Raw genomic sequence first — 21,025 nt, 5'->3', positions numbered from 1 at the left:
GCTTATCGTTGTCTAAAATCAATCAGAGCGAAGTCCCATTGCGCACTATATGCATTCCGAGCGCATATGAGACTTTGGAGGAGCATAACCGATGTCCCCGAATTCCCCTGCGCCCGACGCGCTCGTCGAGCGCCATGCGCGCGGCGGCCGCTCGCTGGTCGCGATCCTGCACGCGATCCAGGACGACGTGGGCTACGTGCCGTCTGGCTGCGTCGCGCCGCTCGCGAAGGCACTGAACCTGTCGCGCGCGGAAGTGCACGGCGTGCTCACCTACTATCACCACTTCCGCACTGCGCCGCCCGCGCGCGTGACGATCCAGATGTGCCGCGCCGAAGCGTGTCGCAGCATGGGGTGCGAATCGCTGGCCGCGCACGTGGAGTCGCGCACGGGTTGCCGGTTCGACGCGGCGCACGGCGACGGTGCCGATACGCACGCACCGGGCGACGTCGCGCTCGAATCGGTCTACTGCCTCGGGCTGTGCGCACAATCGCCGTCGATGACGGTCAACGGCGTGCTGCACGCAAAGGTCACGCCGGAGAAATTCGACGCACTGCTTGCCGACGCAGCCGCCCATACCTCGGAGGCCGCATGACGACCCGCATCTACGTTCCGCGCGATTCGTCCGCGCTGGCGCTCGGCGCCGACGCCCTCGCCACCGCGATCGTCGCGGAAGCCGAGCGGCGCGGCGTCGCGATCGAACTGATCCGCAACGGTTCGCGCGGGTTGCTGTGGCTCGAGCCGCTCGTCGAGGTCGGCACGGCCGCCGGACGCGTCGGCTACGCGAACCTGTCGGCCGCCGATGTGCCCGCGCTATTCGACGCGAACTGGCTCGACGGCGGCACGCATCCGAGCGGCGTCGGCCTCGTCGATGCACTGCCCTATCTCGCGCGTCAGCAGCGCCTCACGTTCGCGCGCATCGGCCTGACCGATCCGCTGTCGATCGACGACTACCTGAAACACGACGGCCTCGCCGGCCTGAAGAATGCACTCGCGCTCGACGGCGACACCGCGTGCGAATTGCTGATCGAATCGGGGCTGCGCGGCCGCGGCGGCGCGGCCTTTCCGGCCGGCATCAAGTGGCGCACGGTCCGGCAGGCGAGCGCGGCACAGAAATACATCGTCTGCAACGCGGACGAAGGCGATTCGGGCACGTTCTCCGATCGCCTGATCATGGAATGCGACCCGTACTGCCTGATCGAAGGGATGATCATCGCCGGCATCACGACGGGCGCGACGCTCGGCTACATCTACGTGCGCAGCGAATATCCGCACGCGATCGCCGCGCTCGAAACCGCAATCGTGCGCGCCCGCGAAGCCGGCTGGCTCGGCGAGCACGTGCTCGGCTCCGCACATGCGTTCGACCTGCACGTCGCGAAGGGCGCCGGCTCGTACGTGTGCGGCGAGGAAACGGCGCTACTCGAATCGCTCGAAGGCAAGCGCGGCGTCGTGCGCGCGAAGCCGCCGCTGCCTGCGCTCGCCGGCCTGTTCGGCCAGCCGACCGTGATCAACAACGTGATCACGCTCGCGACCGCGCCGGTGATCTTCGCGCGCGGCGCCGCGTTCTATCGCGACTACGGGATGGGCCGCTCGCGCGGCACGCTGCCGTTCCAGCTCGCGGGCAACATCCGTCACGGCGGGCTCGTCGAGCTCGCGTTCGGCGTCACGCTGCGCGAGCTGCTGTTCGACTACGGCGGCGGCACGGCAAGCGGCCGGCCCGCACGCGCCGCCCAGGTCGGCGGCCCGCTCGGCACCTATCTGCCCGAACATCAGTGGGACGTGCCGCTCGACTACGAAGCCTATACGGCTATCGGCGCGGTCGTCGGCCACGGCGGCATCGTGCTGCACGACGACACGTCGAATCTCGCGGAGCTCGCCGAATACGCGATGAAGTTCTGTGCGATCGAATCGTGCGGCAAGTGCACGCCGTGCCGGATCGGCTCGACGCGCGGCGTCGAGACGATCGCACGCATTCGCGAAGGCGATACGTCGGAGCGACAGGTCACGCTGCTGCGCGACCTGTGCGACACGATGCTCGCCGGCTCGCTGTGCGCGATGGGCGGGATGACGCCATACCCGGTGCTGTCCGCGCTCGACCATTTCCCCGAAGATTTCGGGCTCGCCGCCGGCAAGCAAGCCGCGTCGGGTCCGGTCAAGGCTGCGGCCTGACCCAGAAGGAGCCCTGCATGTCCCTCGACACGAACAACGTCCGCCAAGGCGGCTGCGGCTCGGGCCAATGCGCGTGCAAGAGCGCCGCACAGGCGCGCGCATTCGATCCGCTCGACGAAACCGACTACGGCACGCCGCAACGGCATGCCGATACCGATGTCACGCTCGAAATCGACGGCCAGGCCGTGACGGTGCCGGCCGGCACGTCGGTGATGCGCGCTGCGATCGAAGCCGGCGTCAATGTGCCTAAGCTCTGCGCGACCGATTCGCTCGAACCGTTCGGCTCGTGCCGTCTGTGCCTCGTCGAAATCGAAGGCCGGCGTGGCTATCCGGCGTCGTGCACGACGCCCGCCGAAGCCGGGATGAAGGTGCGCACGCAGTCGGACCGGCTGCAGTCGCTGCGCCGCAACGTGATGGAGCTGTATATCTCCGATCATCCGCTCGACTGCCTCACCTGCCCCGCCAACGGCGACTGCGAACTGCAGGACATGGCGGGTGTCGTCGGATTACGCGAAGTGCGCTACGGCAACGACTGCGCGAATCACCTGCGCGAGCAGAAGGACGAGTCGAACCCGTACTTCACGTACGATCCGTCGAAATGCATCGTGTGCAACCGCTGCGTGCGCGCGTGCGAGGAAACGCAAGGCACGTTTGCGCTGACGATCGCCGCCCGCGGCTTCGAATCGCGCGTCGCCGCCGGCGAAAGCGAATCGTTCATGGCATCGGAGTGCGTATCGTGCGGCGCGTGCGTCGCCGCCTGCCCGACCGCCACGCTGCAGGAAAAGACTGTCGTCCAGCTCGGCCAGGCCGAGCACTCGGTCGTCACGACCTGCGCGTACTGCGGCGTCGGCTGCTCGTTCAAGGCCGAGATGAAGGGCACGCAGGTCGTACGCATGACGCCGCACAAGAACGGTCTCGCAAACGAAGGCCACGCGTGCGTGAAGGGCCGCTTCGCGTGGGGCTACGCAACGCACAAGGACCGCATCACGAAGCCGATGATCCGCGAGAAGATCACCGACCCGTGGCGCGAAGTCAGCTGGGAAGAAGCGCTCACCTACGCGGCGACGCAATTCCGCAAGCTGCAGCAGAAGTACGGCCGCGATTCGATCGGCGGCATCACGTCGTCGCGCTGCACGAACGAGGAAACCTACCTCGTGCAGAAGCTCGTGCGCGCGGCGTTCGGCAACAACAACGTCGACACCTGCGCACGCGTGTGCCATTCGCCGACCGGCTATGGCCTGAAGACGACGCTCGGCGAATCGGCCGGCACGCAGACCTTCGCATCGGTCAGCCACGCCGACGTGATCGTCGTGATGGGCGCGAACCCGACCGACGGCCACCCGGTGTTCGGCTCGCGCATGAAACGGCGCATTCGCGAAGGTGCGAAGCTGATCGTGATCGATCCGCGCCGCATCGACGTGGTCGACGGCCCGCATGTGAAGGCCACGCACCACCTGCAGCTGCGGCCAGGCACCAACGTCGCGATGGTCAACGCGCTCGCGCACGTGATCGTCACCGAAGGGCTCGTCGCCGATGCGTTCGTCGCCGAACGCTGCGAAACGCGTGCGTTCGAGCAATGGCGTGACTTCGTGTCGCGCGCGGAAAACTCGCCGGAAGCGACCGAGGACGTGACGGGCGTGCCGGCTGCACTGGTGCGCGAAGCCGCACGACTCTATGCGACCGGCGGCAACGCCGCGATCTACTACGGCCTCGGCGTGACCGAACACGCACAAGGCTCGACGACGGTGATGGGCATCGCGAACCTCGCGATGGCGACCGGCAACATCGGCCGTGAAGGCGTCGGCGTCAATCCGCTGCGCGGCCAGAACAACGTGCAGGGTTCGTGCGACATGGGCTCGTTCCCGCACGAACTGCCGGGCTACCGCCACATCAGCGACGACGGCGTGCGCGCGCAGTTCGAACAGGCATGGTCGGCCACGCTGCAACCGGAACCGGGCCTGCGCATCCCCAACATGTTCGACGCGGCGCTCGACGGCAGCTTCAAGGGGCTCTACTGCCAGGGCGAGGACATCGTCCAGTCGGATCCGAATACGCAGCATGTCGCCGCCGCGCTGTCGTCGATGGAATGCATCGTCGTGCAGGACATCTTCCTGAACGAGACCGCGAAATACGCGCACGTGCTGCTGCCGGGCTCGACGTTCCTCGAGAAGGACGGCACGTTCACGAACGCGGAGCGCCGCATCTCGCGCGTGCGCAAGGTGATGCCGCCGCTCGCGGGCTACGCGGACTGGGAAGTGACGCTGCTGCTGTCGCAGGCGCTCGGCTACGACATGCACTACACACATCCGTCGGAAATCATGGACGAGATCGCGCGGCTCACGCCGACCTTCTCGGGCGTGTCATACGAGAAGCTCGATGCGCTCGGCAGCATCCAGTGGCCGTGCAACGAACAGGCACCGGACGGCACGCCGACGATGCACATCGACGAGTTCGTGCGTGGCAAGGGCCGCTTCGTGATCACGCAGTTCATTCCGACGCCGGAAAAGGTCACGCAGCGCTATCCGCTGATCCTGACGACGGGCCGCATCCTGTCTCAGTACAACGTCGGTGCGCAGACGCGCCGGACCGAAAACGTCCAGTGGCACGAAGAGGACCGCCTCGAGATCCATCCGCACGACGCGGAGGATCGAGGGATCCGGACCGGAGACTGGGTCGGCATCGAATCGCGGGCAGGCCAGACCGTGCTGCGCGCGCTCGTGTCCGACCGCATGCAGCCGGGTGTGGTGTACACGACGTTCCACTTCCCGGAATCGGGTGCGAACGTGATCACGACGGACAGCTCCGACTGGGCGACGAACTGCCCGGAATACAAGGTGACCGCCGTGCAGGTGATGCCGGTCGCGCAACCGTCCGACTGGCAGCGTGCGTATGCGCGCTTCAATTCGGAGCAGCTCGACCTGCTCGAGCGCCGCGCTGCCACGCCGGCTGCCATGACGACGGGCAAGTGAGGACGCGATGGACAACGGACACCTGATCGACATGGCCAACCAGATCGGCGCTTTCTTCGAATCGATGCCCGATCGCGAAGAAGCGCTGACCGGAATCGCCGAGCATATCCGGCGCTTCTGGGAGCCGCGGATGCGCCGCGCGCTTCTTGCGGCGCTCGACGATCCGTCGAGCGAAGCCGGACAACGCGCCGCGCCGATCGTGCGCGACGCGATCGCCGCGCACCGTGCATCGCTCGTGCCGGCCGCAGCCCCCGCCTGAGCGCCCCGCTACGCGGGCAGCGACATGCCCGCGAACCAGCTTTCGCAATGGCGCAGCAGCGCGTTCGCGTCGGTAGCGGTGCGACCGCGCGCCGCGATGTAACCGTCGGGCCGCAGCAGGTAGAACGACGGCCTCGAACGGCCGTACGCCTGCACAAGCCCATCCGCCCCATCGCTTTGCGCATCGGCGACGCGCCACGTCCGCACGGCGCCCGGCACGATCCGCTCCAACCCTTGTGCGAGCACCTGCGCATCCGCGGACATCGGCGGCACGTCGTTCGTCTCGCCGGTGTCGGCACTTGCCGGCTCCTCGAGCAGCAGCAGCGTAAAGCTCGCCGGATCGTGCAGATCGTATAGCCGCGCGGTTCCGGGTGCCCTGCCGAGCGGCCCGTCGACCACATGCACGAGCGCATCGGGCGCACGCTCGCCCGCGCGCGGCCCGCCGTCGAGCACGCGTTCGAGCGTGAGCGGGCTTTTCCGGTATTGCACGCCGAGCTCGCTGACGGTGCGCCGCACCGCGTCGCGCACCGGCCCGAACGACACCAGCAGCGGCACGACATGATCGCGCAGCAGCTTCATCGCACCATGATCGGCTTCGACGATCTGCGTGACGAGGCCGGTCTGCCGCAATACGTCGCGCTCGATCGGATGGCGCTCCGCATGATACGTGTCGAGCAGCCGCTCCGGCGTGCCGCCGCCGAGCACGCGCGCGAGCTTCCAGCCGAGATTGAACGCTTCCTGGATACCCGTGTTCATGCCTTGCGCACCCGCCGGGCTGTGAACGTGCGCGGCGTCGCCCGCGAAGAACACGCGCCCATGCCGCAGCCGGTCGACCATCCGGCTGTGCAGGCGGAAATACGACGACCACGCGAGGTCGCTCGGCGCGATCGATGCACCGACGCGGGCGCGCACGATCGCCTCGCATTCCGCGAGCGACGGGGGTGGTGGCGGCGACGCATCGGGCGATACGTCGCCGCCGGGCGGCCGATCGGCGACGAGCCGGTAGCGGCCGCCGCCCATCGGGAAGAGCCCGGCGATGCCTTCGGGCGTCGTGAACAGATGGATCTCCTCGTCCGGCCAGTCGGGAATCGCCGCGAAATCGGCGAGCAGGAAAGTCTGCTCGAACGCATGCCCGGTGAAGCCGAGGCCGAGCAGATGGCGCACCGTGCTGTGCGCGCCGTCGGCGGCGATCAGGTACGACGGCGCGAACACCTGTTCACGCCCATCGGCGCCGCGGATCGTCACGTCGAGCGACGTCCCGCCCGCATCGCACGCCGTCAGCGTGACGCCGCGCTCGACCGTCACGCCGAGCCCGGCCAGGTGCCCGGCGAGCAGCCGCTCGGTGATGCTCTGGTCGAGAAACAGCAAATACGGATAGCGCGTTTGCAACGGATCGAAATCGAGCCGCGCGATCACGCGGCCGTCCGCATGCAACGCGGCCGCATGCGCGCGATGGCCCAGCGCGAGAAACGGTTCGACCGCGCGATGCTGCTCAAGCAGTTCGAGCGTGCGCGCCTGGATGCCGATCGCGCGCGAATACGGCGCGGGCGTGGCTAGCCGGTCGATGATGCGCACCGGCACGCGGGCCCGCGCGAGACTCATCGCCGCGGCAAGGCCGGTCGGGCCTGCGCCGACGATCAGCACGGGCGGGATGTCGAGCAGTGTGTCAGCCATGAGAGCCTCGATGACACGCGATCCTGCAAGTCTACGCTGCTCTGCGTGACGGGGCCATATGCCGACCGGCCGATCCGGGACACCCGCGCGCAGTGTGGGAAAATACGCGCTTTCCGTCAGTTTTCGCGTCATGGATTCCGCATTCGACCGCGCGTATGCCGCGCACCGCGCGGGCCGCCTCGCCGAAGCCGAGCACGGCTATCGCGCCGCGCTCGCCACCAATCCCGCCGACGCCGACGCGCTGCATCTGTTCGGCGTGCTGCGGCACCAGCAGGGCCAGCATGCCGAGGCAGCCGATCTCGTCGGGCGTGCGGTCGAGCTGCGCCCGGGCGACGCCGCGCTGCAACTCAATCTCGGCAACGCGCTGAAGGCGCTCGGCCGGCTCGACGAAGCGGTCGACCGCTTTCGCAACGCGCTGACGCTCGCGCCCGAATTTCCGCTCGCGCACTACAACCTCGGCAATGCGTATGCGGCGCTGCAGCGCCACGAGGATGCCATCGACGCGTTCGGCCGCGCGCTGCGGCTCACGCCCGACGATGCGTCGATCCACAACAACCTCGGCAACGCGCTGAATGCGCTCGGCCGTCACGACGACGCGCTCGCCGCATTCCATCGCGCACTCGAGCTGCGACCCGGGCATGCCGGCGCGCACAACAATCTCGCGATGGCGCTGAACGCGATGGGCCGGGCCGACGACGCGATCGCGCACTTCCAGGCGGCAATCGCCGCGCAGCCGCGCTTCGTCGCCGCGCATTTCAATCTCGGCAACACGTTCGAGGCGCTCGCCCGTCACGGTGAAGCCGCGGCGGCATTCGAAGCCGCGCTCGCGCTGCATCCGCCCTTCCCGCTCGCCCTCTTCGGGCTCGCGAACGCGCTGTGCGCGCAGGGCCGCCAGCGTGAAGCGCTGCCCTACTACGAACGTGCGGTCGGTCTCGATCCGTCGTTCAGTCTCGCGTGGCTGAACCTCGGCAATGCGCATCACGCACTCGGCGCGCACGAAATGGCGCTGCGCGCGTTCGACCAGGCGCTGCGCGTCGCCCCCGACCTGAAACTCGCGCAACTGCACCGCGCCGTCACGCTGTTGACGCTGGGCGACTTCACGCGCGGCCTGCCCGCATACGAGGCACGCCACGACACGCCGGGCGCGACGCCGCTCGGCACGCTGCCACGCTGGCAAGGCGAGCCGATTGCGTCGCGCACACTGCTGATCCGCGCGGAACAGGGTTTCGGCGACACGCTGCAATTCGTCCGCTTCGTGCCGCTGGCCCGCGCACGCTGCGCGCGTGTCGTGCTCGAAGTCCAGCCGGAACTCGTCGCGCTGCTTGCACCTGCCGCGACGCACTGGCGCGTGACGCTCGTCGCTCAGGGTGCCGCTAAACCGCCGGTGGCCGACGTCGCGTGCACGCTGATGAGCCTGCCGTTCCTGCTCGGTCTGCAGCCGGCCGACATCGTCTCGGGCAAGCGTTACCTCGATGCGCCGGACAGCGCGCATCGACGCTTTCGCGGCTCGCTCGGCGGCCAGTCGAAGCGCAAGTTCGGCCTCGCGTGGTCAGGGCGCCGGCAGGCGCAAGAAAACCGCTCGATGCCGTTCGACGCGCTCGCCCCGCTGCTTGCGCTACCGGACATCGACTGGGTCGTGCTGCAGCCCGCGCTCGACGACGACGAACGGGCGCGCGTCGATGCGCATCCGCGCGTGCATCGCCTCGACGGGCGGCTGAACGACTTCGCCGACACGGCCGCGCTGATCGAACGGCTCGACGGCGTCGTCACGATCGATACGGCGGTCGCACACCTCGCAGGCGCACTCGGCAAGCCGCAGTGGATCATGCTGCCGTTCGCTCCCGACTGGCGCTGGTTCACCGGTGACGACTGTCCGTGGTATCCGCACGCGAGGCTGGCCCGCCAGTCCGCACCGGGACAATGGCTCGACGTAGCGGCGACGGTTGCCAACGCGCTGCGCGACGCCTGAATGCCGGAACGCCGGAACGCCGGAACGCCGGAACGCCGGAACGCCGGAACGCCGGAACGCCGGAACGCCGGAACGCCGGAACGCCGGAACGCCGATAAGTATAGGGAGCGCTGCGCGCTCCCTTTTTCATCCGGCGTGACGCGGTGCAGGCGGCGTCAGGCCGCCTTGTACTGGTTGCGCGACTCGGGCGTGCGATACAGCACGAGCGTCGCGACCAATCCGCAAATCGCGGCGACACTCAGCCACAGCCCCGGTGCCGCCTTGTTGCCGGTCTGGTGGATCAGCAACGTCGAGATCGCGGGCGTGAAGCCGCCGATCGTCGTCGCGAGGCTGTATGCGAGCGAGAAGCCGGCGGTGCGCACGTCGGCCGACATCACTTCGGTCAGCGCGACGACCATCGCGCCGTTGTGGGAGCCGTACAGGAACGACAGCCACAGCTCGATCGCCAGCAGCCGCAGGAACGACGGTTCCGCCACGAGCCACAGCACGGCCGGGTACGCCGACAGCAGCGTGAGCACCGTGAACGCGATCAGCACCGGGCGGCGGCCGATGCGATCCGACAGCGCGCCGGACAGCGGCAGCCAGACGAGATTGGACAGGCCGACACAGACGGTCACGACGAGCGCGTCGAGCGACGACAGGTGCAGCACTTCCTTGCCGAACGTCGGCGTGTAGGCGGTGATCATGTAGAACGACACCGTCGTCATGATCACCATCCCCATGCCGGTGATCACGACGCTCCAGTTCTCGAGCATCGAACGCATGATCTCGCTCATCGTCGGACGGTGATGCTTCGCGAGGAACTCGTCGGTTTCCTTCAGCGAACGACGGATCAGGAACAGGAACGGTACGATCAGGCAGCCGATCAGGAACGGAATGCGCCAGCCCCACGCGGTCATGTCCTCGACCGGCAGCGCACGGTTCAGCAGCACGCCGACGAACGCGGCGAACACGACGGCCACCTGCTGGCTGCCCGATTGCCACGACGTATAGAACCCCTTGCGACCTTTCGTTGCGATCTCCGACAGGTAGACGGACACGCCGCCCAGCTCGACGCCCGCGGAGAAACCCTGCAGCAACCGGCCGAGCAGCACGAGCACCGACGCGAGCACGCCGAGCGTCGCGTAGCCTGGTATCGCGGCCACCGTGAGCGTGCCGAGCGCCATCAGCCCCAGCGTCAGGATCAGCCCCTTGCGGCGGCCGTGATGGTCGATGTACGCGCCGAGCACGATCGCGCCGACCGGGCGCATCAGGAAGCCCGCGCAAGTCCGTGCGCCCAGCGCCAGGCGGCTTGCGGCCGGCCCGTCGGTCGAGCGCCATGCGTCGCGGACGCCCTCAAGCAATCGGCTCGGCCGCCCGTCGCTTCCGGACGCACCGCGCGACCCGCTCGACGATCCACTCACGCTGATCGCGATGGCCAACACGCTGCAAGCCAATCTCCCCGCACGGTCGGCAAACGTGCCCGCCGCCGGCTTTGACTGGACCGCGCAACTGTCCCAGCGCCGCCTGACCGACGCACCGGACACGCTTGCCCGCTGATGCCTGTCCGCTGACGATTACCCGCTGACGAGCGCCCAACAAAAAACCCGGCAAAGCATGCTTCGCCGAGTTTCGTTCATCCGTCGATCCATCGGATCGACACGTCGTCACTTGTGCGTGGGCAATCCCGTTTCGGCCTGCCGCTCGAGTTGCCGAACCTGCTCCTGCAGATCGCGCAACTGCACCTGCGCGGCCCGCTTCTCGACCTGCAGCGCCTGCGTCTGCTCCTGCGCCGACTTCTGCCGCTGCGCGACCTCCGCCTGCTGGCTGCGCGCGACGCTCAGGTCGGTCTGCAGCTGCTGTGCGCGATTCGCCTGCAGCGCAATCACGCGTTCGAGGAACGTCTTCTGCGCCTGCAGTTCGGTGCGACGGATCTCGACGTCCGCGAACTGCACCGTCTGCAGGACGAAGTTCTCGTACACCATCTCCGCGCGGCTCTTCTCCTGCGACTTGATCACGCGCCACAGATGCTTGTCCTGGAACAGCGCGACGTAATATGTCATCTCGCGCGGATCGAACATCAGGCTCGCGCCGTAGCTGCCGTTGTAGGTGGTGCGCATCTCGACGATTCGCCCGTCGTGCGGCATCTGCGTGAGTTCGGCCACATTGCCTTGCACGGAAGCATCCGTCGCGGATGCAGCGGACGCCGCCTGCGCGGCATCGCCGCGCAGGCTCGTCACCGCGGGGCGCGTACCCGCAACGGGTGTGGTCGCGTCGGCGGACCATGCTGCGCCCGTGCGTGCGCAGGCGGCCATCGCAACGATCCACGTTGCAAAACGTGCGGGAGGCAAAGATCGGAAGACCAACGTCAGACTCCGGCGAACGAATCGGGCGTCGCGATTATGGTCCAAAACGAAACGGCCGCATCTCAAATTTAACGGGATGCGGCCGGCATTCCTGCGAGGCGATGCAAGCGTCGGCTACAGGCGTGTTTCGCGTGCCGCGCGCAGGAATGCATCGAGCAGCGGTGTGCAGTCGAGCAGTTCCGAGCCGCCCGCGCGATGAAACTCCGGGTGCCACTGCACGCCGACGACGAACGGCGCACGCCGGTAGCGGATGCCCTCGATGATCCCGTCGCCGGCCGACACGGCCTCGATGTTCAGATCGCGGCCGAGATCGCGGATCGCCTGATGGTGGATCGAGTTGACGATCGCTTCGCTGCGCCCGGGGAACATGCTCGCGAGCGTCGACGAGTCGGGGAAGCGGATCGCGTGGCGATGCTGGTCGTAATGCTCGCTCACGTGCGCATTCGCCGTCGGCACGTCGGTCGCGATGTCCTGGTACAGCGACCCGCCGAACGCGACGTTGATCAGCTGGGCGCCGCGGCACACGCCGAGCACCGGCTTGCCGGACTCGACGAATTCGTGGAACAGCTCGAGCTCGTACATGTCGCGCACGCGGTCGCCCGGCCATTCGGGGCGCGCATCCGACGCCGCGTAGGTTTGCGGCGACACGTCGGCGCCGCCTTGCAGCAGCAGGCCGTCGAGATGCTTCGCGTAGTCGCGCAGGCGGATGTTGCTCGGGTGCAGCATGCCCTGATGACCGACGGTCGGAATCATGAACACGAGCACGTCGCGCGACATCACCCAGTGCGCGATCGATTCCTCGAGATACTGCAGCGTCTTGCCACGCAGCCCCTTCGCGCCCGGCTCCGGATGGAAGATGCGCGCCGATACGCCGATGCGCAACGTGCGCTGGGTGATCCGCTGGCCGGCGCGGTCGAACAGCCGACGCGCACGCGCGGCGACGATCCGACCGAACACCGACCACGGCGTGTCGCTTTGTTTCAGGTAAGCCGGCGGCGCATTCTGCGCGCTCGCGGGCGGCGGGCGCGGCGTATCGAAATCGGGTTGCGCGCCGAAGCCCGGCGGCGGTGCGCCGGGTTTCGGCGACGCTGCAACACCGTCGACGGCAGCCCCCGGAGCGCCCGGCTCGGACGCAGCCGTGACCGGTGACGCGCCGTCCGCCGCAACATTCTGTGCAGCGGCAGCCCGCGTGGCGGGCGCCTCCGGCATATGTGCCGGACCGGAACGGGGGGAATCGGAAGAAGCGGAAGAAGTGCCGGGCAGACCGGCCGGGGAAGGCGTGATTTCGCTCATGACGATGGTCTGGTACGTCGCTCGCGCGTATTGGATTGACGAGGATTCATTATGCTTCAGTGCACGATCGCGCGGTAAACCAGCAACATCCTGTCGATATTGTTGCAAGTCGTCGCATGCGGTGCCGGACCCGCCATCGTAACCCCACCGCACTCCGTTTGGCGGCATCGCATCTCGCCCCGGCCAACTGGACATCTGTGATATATCACAATAATATTCACGGATTGTCCACGCTCCCCGATCGCCCGCACCATGATCGCGCCCCGCCCGGCCAACGCGCCGCCGCCCGCATGAACGCCCTGACCGACGCCCCCCGCGACCGGCCTGCCGCAGCGGCGCTCAGCCTCGCCGACCGCGCATACGCGCTGATCCAGCGCGACATCATCACGATGCGCCTGAAACCCGGCGCCGCGCTCAACGAAGCCGACCTCGTCGCTCGCACCGGCATCGGCCGCACCCCCGTCCACCAGGCCGTGCATCGGCTGGTGCTCGAAGGGCTGTTGTCCGTGATGCCGCGCAAGGGGCTGCTGGTGCAGCCGCTGTCGCTCGACGACATCGTCGCGGTGATCGACGTGCGGCGCATCAACGAAGCGCACTGCGTCGAACTCGCCGCCCGTCACGCGACGCCCGACGATCTCGCCCGCATCGCCGCGCTGCTCGATGACGGGCAGGCATGCGTCGATACGCACGACGTCGAGGGCATGATGGAACTCGACCGCGCGTTTCATCAGGCGATCGCCGCGGCGGCACGCAATACGGTGCTCGCGGAGATCCTGCGCGCGCTGCACGAGCGCTCGCTGCGCTTCTGGTTCGTCACGCTGTCCGAGCCGCACCACCTGTCCGACGTCCAGCGCGAACACCGCGAACTGTTCGAGCAGCTGTCCGCGCGCGACGCCGCCGGCGCGCGCGCGGCCGTCGAACGCCATATCGATTCGTTTCGCGCCACCCTTGTCCAACATCTTCGCCCCTGAGCCGCCCATGACCACTTTCACGCCCTTCCCCCCGCTCGCCCAGCTCGCCACCGACCTCTCCGCCGGCCGGACCACAAGCCGCGCGCTCGTCGACGTCGCGCTCGAACGGATCGCCGATCCGTCGGGCCAGGGCGCGGCCGTCTTCACCGAAGTCGACGCCGACAACGCGCGCGCGGCCGCCGATGCACACGATCGCCTGCGCGCCGCGGGCACCGTGCTGTCGCCGCTCGCGGGCATCCCCGTGTCGGTGAAGGACCTGTTCGACGTCGCGGGCCAGGTGACGCGCGCCGGTTCGCGCGTGCTCGACGGCGCGCCGCCAGCGCAGGCCGACGCGGTCGCCGTCGCGCGGCTCAAGCGGGCGGGCGCGGTGCTGGTCGGCCGCACCAACATGAGCGAGTTCGCGTTCTCGGGGCTCGGCCTCAATCCGCACTTCGGCACGCCGCGCTCGCCGTACCGCCGCGACGTACCGGGCGACGCGCGGATTGCCGGCGGCTCGTCGTCCGGTGCGGCCGCGTCCGTCGCCGACGGGATGGCGGCCGTCGCGCTCGGCACCGACACCGGCGGCTCGATCCGGATTCCGGCCGCGCTGTGCGGGCTCACGGGCTTCAAGCCGACCGCAAGCCGGATTCCGACGCAAGGCGGCGTGCCGCTGTCGACGACGCTCGACTCGTTCGGGCCGATCGGCCTGACGGTTGCCTGCTGCGCCCTCGTTGACCGGATGCTCGCGGGCCTCGAGCCGCACGTGCCGGCCATGCGGCCGCTCGAAGGCTTGCGGCTCGGCGTGCTGACCAACTATGTGACGGACGGCGTCGACGCGGACGTCGCCGCTGCGCTCGATGCCTCGCTGAAACATCTCGAAGCCGCCGGCGCGATCGTCACGGAAGTGCGCTTCTCCGCGCTCGACCGGCTGCCTGACATCAACCGCTTCGGCTTCTCGCCGATCGAGGCATACGCGTGGCATCGCCCGCTGCTCGCGCAGCACCGCGACCAATACGACCCGCGCGTGCTGTCGCGCATCCTGAAGGGCGAACCGGCGAGCGCGGCCGACTATCTCGACCTGCTCGCGGCCCGCCACGCGATGCTGGACGAAGCGGCGCACACGGTCTGGTCGCGCTTCGACGCGCTCGTCGCACCGACGGTGCCCGTCGTGCCGCCGCGCATCGCCGAACTCGAGGCGGACGACGCCGCATTCACGCGCACCAATGCGCTGATCCTGCGCAACCCGAGCGCCTTCAACTTCCTCGACGCATGTGCGCTGTCGCTGCCGTGCCATCCGCGCGACGCGGCGCCCGTCGGCCTGATGCTCGCGGCCGCGCCGCATCGCGACGATGCGCTGCTCGCGATCGGCCAGGCGGTCGAGGCCGTGCTGAACACGATCCGGTGACCGCACCGGCGCAATGACGGCGGCCGACGAACCGGACGAAGCGGGTGCGGCGTGGTGCCGCACCCGCGCTGTCAGTTTCGTGCCAGATCGTTCGCGCTAAAATCGCGCGATTGTTTCTCGGACCGACCAACGACAGGAATCCCGCCGACATGAACGACTCCACGCTCGCCCTCCGCCGTGAACGCCGCCTGCTGATGCTGCTCGGCTGGGTATGCATCGCCCTGCTGGCCGGCGCGCTGTACCTGCAATACGTCAAGAACGAGGATCCGTGCCCGCTGTGCATCATCCAGCGCTACTTCTTCGCGGCGATCGGGATCTTCGCGTTCCTGGCCGCCGGGATGCGCAACTGGCGCGGCATCTGGGTGCTCGAGCTGCTGATCGCGATCGCCGCGGCCGGCGGCGTCGGCACCGCCGCGCGGCACCTGTCGATCCAGATGAATCCGGGCTTCAGCTGCGGCTTCGACACGCTGCAGCCGATCGTCGACAGCCTGCCGCCTGCCCAGTGGTTCCCCGGCATGTTCAAGGTCGCCGGCCTGTGCGAGACGGTCTACCCGCCGATCTTCGGCATCCTGCTGCCCGGCTGGGCGCTGATCGGCTTCGCCGTGATCCTGATCGCCGTTGCCTCGAGCGTCTGGCGCCATCGCCGCAAGCTGGCAGGCTAACCCGCCGCGCGGCCCGGCCGACCGGTCGGAGCCGCCGATCCTGGTTCGTCCGGCTCCACCCGCAACGTCTCTCGCGGCCGCACCCTGTCGGCCGCGCGTAAACACCTACCCCCGCCGCAGCCCGAATTTCCGGGCGAACGCGCATCGCGCGACATCCGTGCGCACGCCCCGCCGCACAAGCGTTCCGGCCCGATGCGCGCGCATCGGCGCCCCGATCCCGCGCGGCGGGCCTATGATCGACATGATCGCCGTCTGATAGTCCGGATCACCGCCCGGCGATGTTCCCGTCGCCTTGCAGTGCTATCTTCGCGACTGGATGGCGATCTACGTGCGCGAGGCCGGGCGGTCTCACCTCCTGCGTAACGCGCGCCCGATCCGCAATGTCGACTGGATTCATCATGACAACGCAAACCATCCGCATCCGTCACCCTCATGGCGTCCGCGCGTCCCGCGGCGTCGTATGCGCGCGCCTTCGGCGCGCCGCCGCCGCACCGCATCGATCGTGCGACCGGCCCGTCCCGCTCCCGTCAGTCCTCGTTGCCACCGCGCCCGCCAGCCCGCGCCGCGCGTCGTGCCGCGTCGTCCCGAACGGAGCGTGCTGATGGAAGCCTGGCTCGGCGATCTGCAGCAACTGCTCGCGCACGGCGAAGCGGCCGTGCTCGTGACGGTCGCGCATACCGACGGCTCCGCGCCGCGCGAGGCCGGCACCAAGATGCTCGTCACGCGCGACACGGCCCGCCATACGATCGGCGGCGGTCATCTGGAATGGAAGGCGATCGAGATCGCGCGGCATCTGCTGAAGGACGGTGCGCACGTGCCCCACGCGCGCAGGCTCGAACGGCTCGCGCTCGGCCCGAGCCTCGGCCAGTGCTGCGGCGGCGCGGTCGTGCTCGCGTTCGAGCGGCTCGACGTCGGCGACCTCGGCTGGATCATGTCGCTCGCGAAGCGCGTCGCGGCCGGCGCGGCGACCGTGCGTAGCGTATCATTCGGCCCCGCGCCGGGCGCGCCGCTGCTGAGCGAGCCCGAATCGCCCGCCGCGCGTGCCGATTGCCTGCTGTGGGAAACCGGCGGCGTGTCGCTGATGACCGAAACGATCGCGCCGTATGCATTTCCCGTCATGCTGTTCGGCGCCGGACACATCGGCACCGCACTCGTGAAGGTACTGGCGACGCTGCCGTGCCACGTGCGCTGGATCGACGGACCCGATGCGGGGTTCCCGCCGGCCGAGGCGCTCGCCGGGATCGGCAATCTCGCGATCGACGCGCTCGCCAGCCCGGCAGACGCCGTCGACACTGCGCCGCCGCACGCGTACTTCGTCGTGATGACGCACGACCACACACTCGATTTCGTGCTGGCCGAGCGCATCCTGCGGCGCGGCGATTATGCGTACTTCGGGATGACCGGCTCGCACACCAAGCGCGTGCAGTTCGACCACCGGCTGGCAGCGATCGGCATCGACCCGGCCCAGGTCGCGCGGATGCGCTGCCCGATCGGCGTCGAAGGCATCATCGACAAGGCGCCCGAAGTGATCGCGATCTCGGTGGCCGCGCAGTTGCTGCAGGCCGTCGAGGCGAACGCGCCCGCGCAGGCTTCCCCTACCTTCTGACCGACCAAGAACAACGCCATGACCCCGACATTCAAGGACAAGATTGCCCGCGCTCCGAAAGCGGAGCTGCACATCCACATCGAAGGCTCGCTCGAGCCCGAACTGATTTTCGCGCTCGCGCAGCGCAACGGCGTGAAGCTCGCGTACGAGTCGATCGACGCACTGCGCGCCGCGTACGCGTTCACCGACCTGCAGTCGTTCCTCGACATCTACTACGCCGGCGCGAGCGTGCTGCTGACCGAGCAGGATTTCTACGACATGACGGCCGCGTACTGCGAACGCGCGCTCGCCGACAACGTCATCCACACCGAACTGTTCTTCGACCCGCAGACGCACACCGAACGCGGCGTGCCGATCGAAACGGTGGTGGCCGGCATCGATCGCGCGCTCGCCGATGCCGAGCAGCGCGGGCTGTCGAGCAAGCTGATCCTGTGTTTTCTGCGCCACCTGTCCGAGGAAGACGCGCTCGCGACGTTCGAATCCGCGCTGCCGCTGTTCGAACGCTATCGCCATCGGCTGATCGGCGTCGGCCTCGACTCGTCCGAGCTCGGCCATCCGCCGACGAAGTTCGCGCGCGTGTTCGAGAAGGCGCGCGCGCTCGGGCTGAAGCTCGTCGCGCATGCGGGCGAGGAAGGCCCGCCCGCCTATATCTACGAAGCGCTCGACGTGCTGAAGGTCGACCGGATCGACCACGGCGTGCGCAGCATCGAGGACGCGGCGCTCGTCGAACGCCTCGCACGCACGCGCATGGCGCTGACCGTATGCCCGCTGTCGAACCTGAAGCTGTGCGTGTTCGACGACATGACGAAGCACACGCTGAAGGCGCTGCTCGATCGCGGCGTCGCGGTGACGATCAACTCCGACGACCCGGCCTACTTCGGCGGCTACGTCAACGACAACTACTTCGCGACGGTCGACGGGCTGCAGCTGACGGACGCCGAAGTGCAGACCGTGATCCGCAACGGCTTCGAGGCGTCGTTCGTCGATGCGGTAGAGCGCGATGCGCTGATCGCGCGTCTCGATTCGTACTGGCAGGCCGCGTGACGGCCGGCATCGAGGTTCGCTAGACAGATGAAACCCCGCAACGACATCCGCTTCGCGACGACCGGTTCGGCCCTGCGCCGCGCCGCCCGTGCACCGTGCGTGCATGCGGGCATGGCATCCATCGCACGCATAGCGACGGCACGCTCCGCCGCCGCGCGCGAACGCCTGTCGTTGCGGCTCGTCGTGCCGTTCGTCGCCGTGCCGGTCGCGATTGCGATTGTCACTGCCATCGCGGCGCTGCCGCCCGGCAGCCGTGTGCCGGTTGCCGCCGCCGCGCTCGTGTGTGCAATCGCAGCCCGCAGCGCGTCAGGCTTCGCGCCCGAGCCATCCGCGTATCGCCGCCGCGTGCGGACACCGGCCACGCCGTCCACCCCGTCGCGCGCCCGGCGCCGACCGTTTTCTTCTGTTCGCCTTACCTTGATGCAGGACCATTCGTCATGACGCAAACCGCTTTCCGTTCCCAGCTGCTGACCTTCAACGGCGACCCGGCGCAGTCGAGCCAGGCCGCAAACTACGAGACCGACGGCCTGCTGATCGTCGACGACGGCAAGGTCGTCGCGGCCGGCCCGCATGCGCGGCTCGCCGCGACGCTCGCGCGCGACGCGGTCGTCCACGACCTGCGCGACAAGCTGATCGTGCCCGGCTTCATCGACACGCACATCCACTATCCGCAGACGGACATGATTGCGTCGCCGGCCCCCGGCCTGCTGCCATGGCTCGACAAGTACACGTTCCCGACCGAGCGCCAGTTCGGCGATCCGGAGCATGCGCGCGAAGTCGCCGACTTCTTCGTCGAAGAACTGCTCGCGTGCGGCACGACAAGCGCGCTCGTCTACTGCACCGTGCACAAGCAGTCGGCCGACGCGCTGTTCGCGGCGAGCGATGCCCGCGACGTGCGGATGATCGCGGGCAAGGTGCTGATGGACCGCAACTGCCCCGAGTTCCTGCGCGACACCGCGCAATCGGGCTATGACGACAGCGCCGAGCTGATCGACCGCTGGCACGGCAACGGCCGCCAGCTGTACGCGCTCACGCCGCGCTTCGCGCCGACGTCCACCGAGGCCCAGCTCGAGGCATGCGGCGAACTCGCGCGCCGCCATCCGGACGTGTTCGTGCAGAGCCACGTCGCGGAAAACGTCGATGAAGTGAAATGGGTCGCGGAGCTGTTCCCCGGCCACCGCAGCTATCTCGACATCTACGATCGCTACGGGCTGCTGCGTCCGCGCGCGGTGTACGGCCACTGCATCCACCTCGACGACGAGGACCGCCGCCGGATGGCCGAGACGCGCACAGTGGTCGCGCACTGCCCGACGTCGAACTTCTTCCTCGGCAGCGGGCTGTTCGACTTCGACAAGGCTGGCGAATACGACGTGCCTGTCACGCTCGCCACCGACGTCGGCGGCGGCACGTCGTTCTCGATGCTGCAGACGATGAACGAGGCGCACAAGGTCGCGCGGCTGTCGGGCCACCACCTGAGCGCCACGCGGATGTTCTGGCTCGCGACGGCCGGCGCCGCGCAGGCGCTCGATCTCGCCGACACGGTCGGCACGCTCGCGCCGCGCACCGAAGCGGACTTCGTCGTGCTCGACCCGCAGGCCACGCCGCTGCTCGCGCGCCGCACGAAGCGCGCGGATTCGCTCGAGGAACTGCTGTTCGCGTTCGCACTGCTCGGCGACGACCGTGCCGTGTATCGCACATACGCGGCCGGCCGGCTCGTGCACGAGCGCGGCGCCGCGCGCCGCGCCGCCGCGTAACTCACGCGCGTTTGCCTCGCCCTGCTCCGGCATGCGCCACGATGCATGCCGGAGCCGCCGAATTCGCGCCGCGCACGGCACACACCGTGCTAGAATTCGCCGCTCATTGGGGAGTAGCCGCTCCGCTCGATGCCCCGCGCCCCCGGCGCGCATCGTGACGGAGGCGTCCGTCAACAGACTTGGCCGTTCGGCCATGGCGGACGCAGCCACCGAGGCCTGGCGAGACCGATGGTTCACTACGCGCCGCTTCAGGGCCCGGCGCGCGGCGGATCGTCGCTCGCACGCACAACACCGGCCCGTGGAACCCCATACGTGTCCCAAGCCTTCCTGATCTCCACCGGCGCCGTCGCCCTCGCTGAAATCGGCGACAAGACCCAACTGCTGTCCCTCGTGCTGGCCGCGCGCTATCGCAAGCCCGTGCCGATCATTCTCGGCGTGCTCGTCGCGACGCTGGTGAACCACGGCTTCGCCGGCGCGCTCGGCGAATGGCTCGGCGCGCTTGTCACGCCGTCGATCATGCGCTGGGCGCTCGCGTTCTCGTTCATCGCGATGGGGTTGTGGATCCTCGTGCCGGACAAGCTTGATGCCGACGAAGCCAATACGAACCGCTCGCGGCTCGGCGTGTTCGGCGCGACGCTCGTCGCGTTCTTCCTCGCGGAAATGGGCGACAAGACGCAGATCGCGACCGTCGCGCTCGCCGCGCGCTTCCAGGATTACATCGGCGTGGTGGCCGGCACGACCTTCGGGATGATGCTCGCGAACGTGCCCGCGATCCTGCTGGGCGACCGTTTCGCGCACTGCCTGCCGACGAAGCTGGTCCACGGCATCGCGGCCGTGCTGTTCGTCGTGCTGGGCGCACTGGCGTTGCTCGGCGTCGGGGTCTGACGCACGCCGGCAAGCGGCGCGGCCGGGCGGCCGCGCCAGAGTCGA

Annotated in this window: 17 protein-coding genes, 1 pseudogene and 1 riboswitch; of the genes and pseudogenes, 14 read left to right on the top strand and 4 right to left on the bottom strand. The window is 68.6% G+C overall.

Translation table 11 applies throughout. The features are described from left to right. Window positions 1–91: 91 nt before the first annotated feature. The 4 genes from AC1Z3W_RS23440 to AC1Z3W_RS23425 are packed head-to-tail and all read left to right on the top strand — an operon-like array spanning window position 92 to window position 5,394. A complete protein-coding gene (locus AC1Z3W_RS23440; RefSeq protein WP_483508538.1) occupies window positions 92–592 on the top strand; it encodes an NAD(P)H-dependent oxidoreductase subunit E in 501 nt (166 codons plus the stop codon). Continuing rightward, window positions 589–2,166: a formate dehydrogenase beta subunit gene (locus tag AC1Z3W_RS23435; protein ID WP_483508537.1), complete on the top strand. Its 1,578-nt coding sequence runs from the start codon at window positions 589–591 to the stop codon at window positions 2,164–2,166. The genes AC1Z3W_RS23440 and AC1Z3W_RS23435 overlap by 4 nt, the downstream gene beginning before the upstream one ends. A gap of 17 nt (window positions 2,167–2,183) precedes the next feature. Beyond that, the gene (gene fdhF / locus AC1Z3W_RS23430; protein ID WP_483508536.1) at window positions 2,184–5,135 is read left to right on the top strand and encodes a formate dehydrogenase subunit alpha; all 2,952 of its coding nucleotides are present in this window, start codon (window positions 2,184–2,186) and stop codon (window positions 5,133–5,135) included. A gap of 7 nt (window positions 5,136–5,142) precedes the next feature. Further along, the gene (locus AC1Z3W_RS23425) at window positions 5,143–5,394 is read left to right on the top strand and encodes a formate dehydrogenase subunit delta (RefSeq protein ID WP_057928128.1); all 252 of its coding nucleotides are present in this window, start codon (window positions 5,143–5,145) and stop codon (window positions 5,392–5,394) included. 8 nt (window positions 5,395–5,402) lie between these two features. Here AC1Z3W_RS23425 and AC1Z3W_RS23420 read toward each other — a convergent pair whose 3' ends face one another. Continuing rightward, window positions 5,403–7,067: an FAD-dependent monooxygenase gene (locus AC1Z3W_RS23420; protein WP_057928129.1), complete on the bottom strand. Its 1,665-nt coding sequence runs from the start codon at window positions 7,065–7,067 to the stop codon at window positions 5,403–5,405. Between the two features lie 130 nt (window positions 7,068–7,197). On the opposite strand from AC1Z3W_RS23420, the gene AC1Z3W_RS23415 reads away from it, so the two are divergent. Continuing rightward, complete coding sequence (locus tag AC1Z3W_RS23415) at window positions 7,198–9,036, top strand: tetratricopeptide repeat protein (RefSeq protein WP_409364309.1); 1,839 nt, start codon at window positions 7,198–7,200, stop codon at window positions 9,034–9,036. Window positions 9,037–9,191: 155 nt separating this feature from the next. On the opposite strand, the pseudogene tcuC reads toward AC1Z3W_RS23415, so the two are convergent. Beyond that, window positions 9,192–10,367, bottom strand: a pseudogene (gene tcuC / locus AC1Z3W_RS23410) (tricarballylate/proton symporter TcuC); the annotation flags it as partial. Window positions 10,368–10,449: 82 nt separating this feature from the next. On the opposite strand from tcuC, the gene AC1Z3W_RS23405 reads away from it, so the two are divergent. Then, the gene (locus AC1Z3W_RS23405; protein ID WP_260428289.1) at window positions 10,450–10,575 is read left to right on the top strand and encodes a hypothetical protein; all 126 of its coding nucleotides are present in this window, start codon (window positions 10,450–10,452) and stop codon (window positions 10,573–10,575) included. 107 nt (window positions 10,576–10,682) lie between these two features. Here AC1Z3W_RS23405 and AC1Z3W_RS23400 read toward each other — a convergent pair whose 3' ends face one another. After that, window positions 10,683–11,330 (bottom strand): DUF2968 domain-containing protein, encoded by a 648-nt coding sequence (locus AC1Z3W_RS23400; RefSeq protein ID WP_483508535.1) that lies wholly within the window; start codon window positions 11,328–11,330, stop codon window positions 10,683–10,685. Between the two features lie 165 nt (window positions 11,331–11,495). Beyond that, window positions 11,496–12,674 (bottom strand): gamma-glutamyl-gamma-aminobutyrate hydrolase family protein, encoded by a 1,179-nt coding sequence (locus AC1Z3W_RS23395; RefSeq protein ID WP_057928132.1) that lies wholly within the window; start codon window positions 12,672–12,674, stop codon window positions 11,496–11,498. A 290-nt stretch (window positions 12,675–12,964) separates the two neighbouring features. Here AC1Z3W_RS23395 and AC1Z3W_RS23390 point away from each other — a divergent pair, with 290 nt between their 5' ends. The 8 genes from AC1Z3W_RS23390 (at window position 12,965) to AC1Z3W_RS23355 (ending at window position 20,980) form a co-directional block, all read left to right on the top strand. After that, window positions 12,965–13,645, top strand: a complete 681-nt coding sequence (locus tag AC1Z3W_RS23390) for a GntR family transcriptional regulator (RefSeq protein WP_057928133.1) — start codon at window positions 12,965–12,967, stop codon at window positions 13,643–13,645. A gap of 7 nt (window positions 13,646–13,652) precedes the next feature. Continuing rightward, entirely contained in the window at window positions 13,653–15,029 is a 1,377-nt protein-coding gene (locus AC1Z3W_RS23385) for an amidase (RefSeq protein ID WP_483508534.1), read from the top strand. 149 nt (window positions 15,030–15,178) lie between these two features. After that, window positions 15,179–15,691 (top strand): disulfide bond formation protein B, encoded by a 513-nt coding sequence (locus AC1Z3W_RS23380; RefSeq protein ID WP_124834109.1) that lies wholly within the window; start codon window positions 15,179–15,181, stop codon window positions 15,689–15,691. A gap of 601 nt (window positions 15,692–16,292) precedes the next feature. Next, window positions 16,293–17,297, top strand: a complete 1,005-nt coding sequence (xdhC, locus tag AC1Z3W_RS23375) for a xanthine dehydrogenase accessory protein XdhC (RefSeq protein WP_483508532.1) — start codon at window positions 16,293–16,295, stop codon at window positions 17,295–17,297. An 18-nt stretch (window positions 17,298–17,315) separates the two neighbouring features. After that, the gene (locus tag AC1Z3W_RS23370) at window positions 17,316–18,341 is read left to right on the top strand and encodes an adenosine deaminase (protein ID WP_483508531.1); all 1,026 of its coding nucleotides are present in this window, start codon (window positions 17,316–17,318) and stop codon (window positions 18,339–18,341) included. 27 nt (window positions 18,342–18,368) lie between these two features. Further along, window positions 18,369–18,782 carry a hypothetical protein gene (locus AC1Z3W_RS23365; RefSeq protein WP_483508530.1) on the top strand — a complete coding sequence of 138 codons (414 nt, stop codon included), beginning with the start codon at window positions 18,369–18,371 and terminating at the stop codon, window positions 18,780–18,782. Further along, on the top strand, window positions 18,779–20,095 hold the full coding sequence (gene guaD / locus AC1Z3W_RS23360) for a guanine deaminase (protein WP_057928137.1): 1,317 nt from the start codon (window positions 18,779–18,781) through the stop codon (window positions 20,093–20,095). The genes AC1Z3W_RS23365 and guaD overlap by 4 nt, the downstream gene beginning before the upstream one ends. Before the next feature lie 96 nt (window positions 20,096–20,191). Continuing rightward, a riboswitch (yybP-ykoY riboswitch) is annotated at window positions 20,192–20,329 on the top strand. Between the two features lie 78 nt (window positions 20,330–20,407). Then, a complete protein-coding gene (locus AC1Z3W_RS23355) occupies window positions 20,408–20,980 on the top strand; it encodes a TMEM165/GDT1 family protein (RefSeq protein ID WP_124834113.1) in 573 nt (190 codons plus the stop codon). Window positions 20,981–21,025: the final 45 nt, after the last annotated feature.

The organism is Burkholderia sp. 10_S31 (assembly GCF_056930375.1).
The sequence above is the reverse complement of the archived record's forward strand: the minus strand, read 5'-3'. Positions and strand labels throughout refer to the sequence as shown.

Coding starts and splice junctions, on each gene's coding strand:
- AC1Z3W_RS23440 (WP_483508538.1), top strand. CDS start 92: ATGTCCCCGAATTCCCCTGCGCCCGACGCGCTCGTCGAGCGCCATGCG.
- AC1Z3W_RS23435 (WP_483508537.1), top strand. CDS start 589: ATGACGACCCGCATCTACGTTCCGCGCGATTCGTCCGCGCTGGCGCTC.
- fdhF (WP_483508536.1), top strand. CDS start 2,184: ATGTCCCTCGACACGAACAACGTCCGCCAAGGCGGCTGCGGCTCGGGC.
- AC1Z3W_RS23425 (WP_057928128.1), top strand. CDS start 5,143: ATGGACAACGGACACCTGATCGACATGGCCAACCAGATCGGCGCTTTC.
- AC1Z3W_RS23420 (WP_057928129.1), bottom strand. CDS start 7,067: ATGGCTGACACACTGCTCGACATCCCGCCCGTGCTGATCGTCGGCGCA.
- AC1Z3W_RS23415 (WP_409364309.1), top strand. CDS start 7,198: ATGGATTCCGCATTCGACCGCGCGTATGCCGCGCACCGCGCGGGCCGC.
- AC1Z3W_RS23405 (WP_260428289.1), top strand. CDS start 10,450: ATGGCCAACACGCTGCAAGCCAATCTCCCCGCACGGTCGGCAAACGTG.
- AC1Z3W_RS23400 (WP_483508535.1), bottom strand. CDS start 11,330: ATGGCCGCCTGCGCACGCACGGGCGCAGCATGGTCCGCCGACGCGACC.
- AC1Z3W_RS23395 (WP_057928132.1), bottom strand. CDS start 12,674: ATGAGCGAAATCACGCCTTCCCCGGCCGGTCTGCCCGGCACTTCTTCC.
- AC1Z3W_RS23390 (WP_057928133.1), top strand. CDS start 12,965: ATGAACGCCCTGACCGACGCCCCCCGCGACCGGCCTGCCGCAGCGGCG.
- AC1Z3W_RS23385 (WP_483508534.1), top strand. CDS start 13,653: ATGACCACTTTCACGCCCTTCCCCCCGCTCGCCCAGCTCGCCACCGAC.
- AC1Z3W_RS23380 (WP_124834109.1), top strand. CDS start 15,179: ATGAACGACTCCACGCTCGCCCTCCGCCGTGAACGCCGCCTGCTGATG.
- xdhC (WP_483508532.1), top strand. CDS start 16,293: ATGGAAGCCTGGCTCGGCGATCTGCAGCAACTGCTCGCGCACGGCGAA.
- AC1Z3W_RS23370 (WP_483508531.1), top strand. CDS start 17,316: ATGACCCCGACATTCAAGGACAAGATTGCCCGCGCTCCGAAAGCGGAG.
- AC1Z3W_RS23365 (WP_483508530.1), top strand. CDS start 18,369: ATGAAACCCCGCAACGACATCCGCTTCGCGACGACCGGTTCGGCCCTG.
- guaD (WP_057928137.1), top strand. CDS start 18,779: ATGACGCAAACCGCTTTCCGTTCCCAGCTGCTGACCTTCAACGGCGAC.